Raw genomic sequence first — 384 nt, 5'->3', positions numbered from 1 at the left:
ACATAGCCGTGATTGGCATAGTCCCACCAATGGAATTGAACGAGGTCGAGACGCTCGGTTTTCAGGCGTTTGAGCGAGGTGTCGACGATGTTGCGGATATAGTCGCGGCTTATGCGCGGCAGGACTTCGAGATCCGGCACCAGCTTGGTATGCACCTTCATCTTCGCCGCCGTGTCCAACCCGCGCTCGCCGGCGAGTTTTAGCCTGGCGGCGCCGATCAGTTCCTCGACGCCGGTGTAGATGTCGGCGCAGTCATAAGTGGTGATGCCGGCGTCGAAGGCGGCGACGAGGTCGGTGACAGCTTGCTCGCGATCGATCGCGCCATGGCCTCCGGCCAATTGCCAGCCACCGCGGATCACGCGGGAAATGTGATAGCCGGGGCTC

General features: G+C 61.7%; 1 protein-coding gene. It reads right to left on the bottom strand.

The window, feature by feature from the left end; genetic code table 11:
* Positions 1–384: aldo/keto reductase (locus AC1D0P_RS31545; protein ID WP_477680325.1), on the bottom strand; the 384-nt coding region annotated here is incomplete at both ends.

Source organism: Polaromonas sp. P1_G2, assembly GCF_056405515.1.
This window is presented reverse-complemented; position numbering and strand designations above follow the sequence as displayed.